The sequence below is a fragment of the Streptomyces bobili genome, assembly GCF_002154575.1.
In the GTDB taxonomy this organism is placed as follows: Bacteria; Actinomycetota; Actinomycetes; order Streptomycetales; family Streptomycetaceae; genus Streptomyces; species Streptomyces bobili.
Genome location: NZ_MUBA01000716.1, coordinates 1 through 6,894, shown reverse-complemented (window position 1 = coordinate 6,894; position 6,894 = coordinate 1). Strand labels below are relative to the sequence as shown.

At 72.7% G+C, this 6,894-nt stretch carries 6 protein-coding genes and 1 pseudogene; 4 read left to right on the top strand and 3 right to left on the bottom strand.

Features of this window, described 5'->3' with window-relative positions; all coding sequences use genetic code 11:
* The first annotated feature begins 443 nt into the window (after positions 1-443).
* The 3 genes from BZL64_RS36645 to BZL64_RS36635 all read left to right on the top strand — a co-directional run bounded on the left by BZL64_RS36645 (position 444) and on the right by BZL64_RS36635 (position 3,676).
* Positions 444-1,688 carry a LolA family protein gene (locus tag BZL64_RS36645; protein ID WP_086773332.1) on the top strand — a complete coding sequence of 415 codons (1,245 nt, stop codon included), beginning with the start codon at positions 444-446 and terminating at the stop codon, positions 1,686-1,688.
* Between the two features lie 82 nt (positions 1,689-1,770).
* A complete protein-coding gene (locus tag BZL64_RS36640; RefSeq protein WP_086773331.1) occupies positions 1,771-2,769 on the top strand; it encodes an ABC transporter ATP-binding protein in 999 nt (332 codons plus the stop codon).
* Positions 2,756-3,676 (top strand): ABC transporter permease, encoded by a 921-nt coding sequence (locus BZL64_RS36635; protein WP_086773330.1) that lies wholly within the window; start codon positions 2,756-2,758, stop codon positions 3,674-3,676. The genes BZL64_RS36640 and BZL64_RS36635 overlap by 14 nt, the downstream gene beginning before the upstream one ends.
* Before the next feature lie 55 nt (positions 3,677-3,731).
* Here the strand turns inward: BZL64_RS36635 and BZL64_RS36630 are convergent, their stop codons facing one another.
* The 3 genes from BZL64_RS36630 to BZL64_RS36620 form a co-directional block, all read right to left on the bottom strand.
* Positions 3,732-4,319, bottom strand: coding sequence for a flavodoxin family protein (locus tag BZL64_RS36630; protein WP_086773329.1), 588 nt, complete (start codon positions 4,317-4,319; stop codon positions 3,732-3,734).
* Between the two features lie 138 nt (positions 4,320-4,457).
* Positions 4,458-5,660 (bottom strand): amidase family protein, encoded by a 1,203-nt coding sequence (locus tag BZL64_RS36625; protein ID WP_086773328.1) that lies wholly within the window; start codon positions 5,658-5,660, stop codon positions 4,458-4,460.
* Positions 5,657-6,178 (bottom strand): hypothetical protein, encoded by a 522-nt coding sequence (locus BZL64_RS36620; RefSeq protein WP_086773327.1) that lies wholly within the window; start codon positions 6,176-6,178, stop codon positions 5,657-5,659. The genes BZL64_RS36625 and BZL64_RS36620 overlap by 4 nt, the downstream gene beginning before the upstream one ends.
* Before the next feature lie 210 nt (positions 6,179-6,388).
* Here BZL64_RS36620 and BZL64_RS36615 point away from each other — a divergent pair.
* A pseudogene (locus tag BZL64_RS36615) lies at positions 6,389-6,894 on the top strand (tetratricopeptide repeat protein); the annotation flags it as partial.

Sequence of the window (6,894 nt, the reverse complement as noted above, 5' to 3'; positions counted from 1 at the left end):
CCACCCGCCGACCACCCGCCCACTCACCCGCCCGACTCGGTCCGTCGAAAAGTGACCCTCGAACCACGTCGGGGCTCCGCCCCGGACCCCGGCGGCACCCCCTCGGGCGGCACACCTTCCCGCACCGGGCCTCGGCGCGCCGTCCCGCAGCCGCCGTCGGCCCGCTGGTCCCGCGCACCATCCCGGTCTCCGGCCCGCGGCCTCCGCCAACCGCGTCCCCGACTCCCTCCCTCACCCCACCCTGACGCCCTCCACCCTCACGTCATACCCCAGGCGTACGTGGAGTTGAGTCCTCGGGTTGACGTAAACGGGTGGCTGATTTGGTCAGATAGGGACTACGGAAATCACCACTCCTCACCGATTCGGGTGAGAATGGCGGCTTGAGTGGGGGACGTTGACCCGCGCGACGACCGGCCGCCGCCGACGACGGAGGTAAGGCACACATGGCACCGTACGCATCCGACGACAGCACGCCCGCCGGGAAGGCCGACGATCTGCGTGTCGGACGGCGCAAGGCCGTGCGGTACATCGTTCCGGTCACCGTGATCGGTGTCGCGGCGGCGACGATCGGGCTGGTCCCGGCGCTCGCCGACTCGGGCGACCCCGACCTGCCGAAGATCACCGCACAGCAGCTCATCGAGAAGATCGCCGCATCGGACGTACAGCAGCTGTCCGGCACGGTGAAGATCACCACCGACCTCGGTCTGCCCGACCTGGGCGGGCTGGAGAGCGGGCTGCTCTCCGGCGTCACCGGGGGCGGCGAAGGCGACGGCGGATCCTCCGCCGACCCCTCCGCCAAGCTCACGGAACTCGCCTCCGGCACGCACACCCTGCGCGTCGCCGCCGACGGCCCGGACAAGCAGAAGCTGTCTCTCCTGGAGAACGCCGCCGAGTACAGCCTCATCCACGACGGCAAGGACGTGTGGGGGTACGACAGCGCCTCCAACGAGGTCTATCACTCCACCGCTCCGGAGGGGGAGAAGGCGGCCGAGCCCGTTCCCACCACGCCCAAGGACCTCACCGACGAAGCCCTGAAGGCCGTCGACGAGACCACGTCCGTGACCGTGGACGGCACCGTCCAGGTGGCCGGCCGCGACGCCTACAAGCTGCTGGTCAAGCCCAAGCAGTCCGGTTCGACGGTCGGCGCGATCAGTGTGGCCGTGGACGCGAAGACGGGGCTGCCGCTCAAGTTCACGCTGACGCCGACGAGCGGCGGCGCCGCGGTCGTCGACGCCGGCTTCACCCAGGTCAGCTTCGCCAAGCCGGCCGCCTCCACCTTCGACTTCACCCCGCCCAATGGGGCGAAGGTGACCGAGGAGGACAGCGCGGACGCCCCGACCGAAGTACCCGCGCCCTCCAAGGACGGCTTCAAGGGTCACGGCAAGGGTGACCTGGAAGGGGACATCGCGAACGACTTCGCCGGGCTCGACGTCCTCGGCGAGGGCTGGACCACCATCGCCACCTTCGACTCGGGCGGCGAGGGCGTCCCCTCCTCCGGTGACCTCCCCGACGCGGGCGGTCTCGGCGGGTTCCTGGGCTCCTTCGGTGACAAGGTCGACGGCAAGTTCGGCTCGGGCACCGTCTTCTCCACCCGCCTGGTCAACGCCCTGGTCACGGACGACGGCAAGGTCTACGTCGGCGCCGTCACCAAGGACGCCCTCGTGAAGGCGGCGAACTCCGGGAAGTAGGCACAGGGCAGGCACCTGGGGAGCGCTGAGTACCCTGACGTGAAACCGGCGATCAGGGGACGGGGACGGGGACAGACAGTCGATGGATGACGACGACGATGAGGGCGGCTCGGCGGAGGCGGCGCTCGGGGTACCGGGTCCGGTCGGCGGCGACACCGTCATCCACACCCGCGCCCTGACCAAGCGTTACCGCGGCGGACAGCTCGCCGTCGACGGCCTGGACCTGGCCGTCCCGGCGGGCAGCGTCTTCGGCTTCCTCGGTCCGAACGGCTCGGGCAAGACCACCACCATCCGCATGCTGATGGGCCTCATCGAGCCCACCTCGGGCACGGCGCGGGTGCTCGGGCATCCCATGCCCCGCGCCTCCCGCGCCGTGCTGCCGGACGTCGGCGCGCTCATCGAGGGCCCCGCTCTCTACGGCTTCCTCTCCGGCCGCGACAACCTTCTGCGCTACGACGCCGCCGACCCCACCGCCGACCCCCGCACCCGGCGTGCCCGCGTGTCGGAGGCGCTGGAGCGGGTGGGGCTGACGGCGGCAGCCGCGAAGAAGGCGCGAGCCTATTCGCTAGGGATGAAGCAGCGGCTGGGCCTGGCCGCCGCACTCCTCCAGCCCCGCCGGCTGCTGGTCCTGGACGAGCCGACCAACGGTCTCGATCCGCAGGGCATGCGCGAGATCCGGGTGCTCGTGCGGGAGTTGGCGGCTGAGGGCACCACCGTGTTCCTCTCCTCCCACCTCCTCGACGAGATCGAGCAGGTCTGCACGCACGCGGCCGTCATGGCACGCGGGCGGCTCCTCACCCAGGGCCCGGTGGCCGACCTCGCGGCCCGTGCGCGTGGGCGGCTGGCCGTGACGACCCCGGACACGGCGGACGCGGCCCGGGTGCTCAAGGAACAGGGCGTCGCGGACGTCGTCGTCACCGAGGACCGGGTGACGGGCGAGCCCGCCGACCGTGAACTCTCGGGGCTGAACGCGGCGTTGGTGACGGCAGGCGTCCGCGTGCGCGGCTTCGGTGTGGAACGGGCCTCCCTGGAGGACGCGTTCGTCGCACTGACGGGAGAGGGCTTCGATGTCGCGGGCTGAAGCGAAGGCCGACCCGGGGGCGGCCGCAGTCGCCGGCGGTGGTGAGATGCCGCGTGCCGTCCGCCCGTTCTGGTCTCTCGGGCTCTTCCGCAGCGAGCTGACCATCACGCTGCGGCGCTGGCGGACCCTCGCCCTGCTGGGCGTGCTGGCCGCGGTGCCGGTGCTGGTGGGGATCGCCGTGAAGATCGAGACCGGTGACGGTTCGGCGGCCGGTCAGCGGGGCGGTGGCGGTGAGGGACCGGCCTTCATGGCGCAGATCACCAACAACGGCCTGTTCCTGGTGTTCACCGCCCTGGCCGCCACACTTCCGTTCTTCCTGCCGATGGCCGTCGGCGTCGTCGCGGGGGACGCGGTCGCCGGCGAGGCGAACTCCGGAACCCTGCGCTACCTCCTCGTCGCCCCCGCCGGCCGCACCCGCCTGCTGCTCGCCAAGTACGCGACCACGGTGACCTTCTGCCTGCTGGCCACCCTGGTGGTCGCGGTGTCGGCGCTGGCGGTGGGCGCGCTGCTGTTCCCGCTCGGCGACCTTACGACCATCTCCGGCACGCGCATCTCGTTCGCCGACGGCCTGGGGCGGGCCCTGTTGATCGCCCTGGCCGTCACCGCCTCGCTGCTCGGCCTGGCCGCGCTCGGCCTGTTCGTCTCCACGCTCACCAGCAGCGGCATCGCGGCCATGGCGACGACCGTGGGCCTGCTCACCACCGTGCAGATCCTCGACCAGATCCCGCAGTTGCACGCGATCCAGCCGTATCTCTTCTCCCACTACTGGCTGTCCTTCGCCGACCTGATGCGCGAACCCGTCTACTGGGTGGAACTCCAGAAGAACCTCGCCCTCCAGGCGGTGTACGTCGCGGTCTTCGGCTCGGCGGCCTGGGCGCGGTTCACGACGAAGGACGTCACGGCGTAACGGCCGGCGTTCCCTTTTCCCTCGACCGAGGCCGCGGTCGGTGGTGTGCCTGCCGTCAGTCGGTCTCGAAGGCGTACCGGGCGATGGGTGCTTGCTGCGCGAAGAAGGTCTTCGCGCGGGCCAGGGCCTGCGCGTCGTTGAGGACGTCACCCGGCTTGCTGCCGTTGCCGAGCAGCACCCCGCCGAACCGCATCTCCATGTACGTGGCCGAGTTCTGCAGGGCGCCGACCAGCGGTTCGGCCACCGCCGGCTGCTCCTCGGCGAGCGCGGTGACGCCCCACAGGGTGCTCCCGGCCAGGGTCGCCTTGAGGTCCACGCCGGGCGTGCGCAGCCAGCCCGACCAGTAGTCCAGGTAGCACTTGGCCTGCCCGGACAGCGTGTACCAGTACAGCGGGGACGCGATCACGATGTCCGTCGCCGCGAGCGTCGCGTCGAGCAGCAGGGCCGCGTTGCCCTCGGTGGGACGGACGTGGTCGCTGTCGTGGCGCAGGTCCTCGAAGTCGGGCAGCGGATGCTCGACGAGGCTGATCCACTCCTGCTCGACATCGGCGGGCAGTTGCTCGGCGGCGGCGCGGGCCAATAGTTCCGTGTTGCCCTCGTGACGGCTGCTGCCCAGCACGAACAGGAAGCGTCGGGTGCTCATGGATCCCCCAAATGGTCGGCGCGCGACTGTAAAGCGCATGTGCATCATATGCACACGCAAGTAGTTGCCGCCAGGGATTGTGCGGGATCGAGCGGAGGTGCGGAGGCGTGGAGGGTCGAAGCCCTGCGAGTCAGTACTTCAGCTTCGGAGTCGGGGCTTTCCGGGGATGCCAGGGACGGTGGTCCCCGCCCGCGCTTCCGCCGCCGCCGCGACGGCGAGCAGCACCGCCTCCCGACCGTGCGCCGCCACCACTTGGAGCCCGACCGGGCAGCCGTCCGCGCCGACCCCCGCCGGAATGCTGATCGCCGGGTGCCCGCTCAGGTTGAACGCCCACGTCAGCGCCGTCGAGTAGCGGTCACCGGGGCCGTCGTGGCCATGCGCGGCATTGGGGGTCGTAGGGGTCACCAACAGATCCACCCGGTCGAAGAGGGCGGCCAGCCGACGGTCGTTGACACCCCGCACGTCGGGTATCCCCCGTACCCCCCGTACCTCCGAGGTGGCACCCGCCCCCCGGAGCGCCAGCCAGGCGGGCGCGGGGTCGGCCAGTCGCAACGGTGTCTCCGGCCCTGGAGGCCGTACGACGTCGGCCTCCACGAGGCGGGCGAAGGCGGTCCGCGCGAGCGCCAGGGGCTCCGGATCGGGGTCGGCGAATCCGAGATCGGGGGAGAAGACGGCGGTGAACGAGCCCGGCGGGAGTCCCTGGCCCTCCCCGGAGAGGACCCGCCAGTACGCCTCCGCGTCCGCCGCGTACCGGACCAGCACGCCCGGCGCCGCCAGCCCCGTACGGTCGGGGGACGGGAAGCGGCCGTTCGTGACCTTCAGGCCGACGATGCCGCACCAGGCGGCCGGGATGCGCACCGAGCCCGCGCCGTCGCTGCCGGTCGCCAGCGGCACCAGACCGGCCGCGACCGCCGCCGCCGAACCGGCCGAGGAACCGCCGGGCGTACGGTCGGCGCGCCAGGGATTGACGGTACGGCCGTGCGCGCCGACTCCCCAGGTCTGCCAGGGAGTTCCGGGTCCGGGCACGGCCGTCGCCCCCACCGGCACGCAGCCGGCGGCCACCAGCTGCCCTGCCGTACGCAGCCCGTGCCGGCCCTTGACGCCGATCGGCACCCCGGCCAGCGGCAGCCGCTCACCCGCCGCGACCCGCGCGTCGACCTCGGCCGCCCGCTCCGCCGCCGCGTCCTCCCACACCTCGGCGAACGCCCCCAGCGCGCGGTCCTCCCGCCGGATCCGCTCCAGCGCCCCGGCCACCACGTCGACGGCCCGCAGCCGGCTCTCCCGTACGGCGGCGGCGAGCCCGACGGCCGAGGAAGGGGTCGCGGGCGGAGCCGCGCTCAGCGCATCCGCCGGGCGGCCGTGCTGGTGAGGCGGATCAGCGGTTCGGTCTCGCGGGGCGGGGTGCCCGACAGGTCACCGAGGCGCCAGTCCTGGACCCACGGCACCCGGTAGACGTCGATGGCCGACTCGATCAGGCGTACCCGCTGCGCGAGTTGGCGCGGCAGCCGGCCCGGCGCGTCCGCGACGAGCACGACCGCGTCCAGATCGAGGCCCGTCGGGGCCTGCCCGCGCCGGAAGACCTCCAGGGTCCGCAGCACCGACTCCAGTCCGGACGCGTGGGTGCGGGCCACGAGCAGCACGGACGGCGGGTCGTCCGGGCCGGGCCAGTCCCGTCCGCTGTCGTGGCCGCCGTAGACCGCGGCGAGGGTGGAGGCTCCGGCCCCGCCGTGCGTGCCGATCCAGGAGAAGCGACGTGGCCCGGGGGACGCGACGTACGGACCCGGTGAAGGTTCGGGCGCCGGCACCGGGCCGCGGATCCAGATCTCGGGTCCCGGGAGCCGCCCGTCCGTCGTCCGCATGCCCCGCACTCCTGTCGTCGCCACCGCCGCAGCCCGCGCCGCCGGACCGTCACCGGGTCCCCGTGACCGCGGGCCTTGGAACGAGGCTGTGACGTCGCGGTGACGTGCGGACCGGGCACGGCCGGAGAGACTCAACAGTACGTGTACGTGTCGGTGCACGGGTGATGAGCGCAACGTACGTGCACGGCGACGTGTCAGGGTGAGGAACCGATGTCTCGACTCAGCCGCGAGAAGAAGCGGGCACAGCAGTACGACAGGCGTCCGGCCGTCGCGGTGGCCCCGCTCGACGTGCACGTGCTTGGGGGCGGGCCGGCGAGTATCGGCGGCGTCCCCGTCGTCGCCGCCGACGGGCAGGAACTCCAGCAGGCCGTCCTCGGCCATCTGCACCGCATCGCCCTGGCGACCGGGCATCCCGTGCTCGCCACGGTCCGCGACGAGCGCATCGGCTACGTCGTCCCGCTGCGCATCGAGCCGGACGGTTCCAGCCACTTCGCGGGCGAACCCCTACGGGTGACCCCGGCGAGGGAGCAGGGCGACGGGCCGTCGGCCCCGGCCGCCACGGAGACACGGCTCGCGCCGCCCGCCGAGGCACCGCTCGCGTCGCCGGTGGAACGTGCCGAGGCGGCCGTTCCGCCCGCACCGACCCGGCAGGACAAGCCCACTCACTTCCTGCGCCGCGAGCAGACGGCGCCGGTGGCGCCGTCTGCTCGCGGCGC

Bases quoted from the DNA above. Each gene is read 5' to 3' on its own strand.
- BZL64_RS36645 (WP_086773332.1), top strand. From the start codon at position 444: ATGGCACCGTACGCATCCGACGACAGCACGCCCGCCGGGAAGGCCGAC.
- BZL64_RS36640 (WP_086773331.1), top strand. From the start codon at position 1,771: ATGGATGACGACGACGATGAGGGCGGCTCGGCGGAGGCGGCGCTCGGG.
- BZL64_RS36635 (WP_086773330.1), top strand. From the start codon at position 2,756: ATGTCGCGGGCTGAAGCGAAGGCCGACCCGGGGGCGGCCGCAGTCGCC.
- BZL64_RS36630 (WP_086773329.1), bottom strand. From the start codon at position 4,319: ATGAGCACCCGACGCTTCCTGTTCGTGCTGGGCAGCAGCCGTCACGAG.
- BZL64_RS36620 (WP_086773327.1), bottom strand. From the start codon at position 6,178: ATGCGGACGACGGACGGGCGGCTCCCGGGACCCGAGATCTGGATCCGC.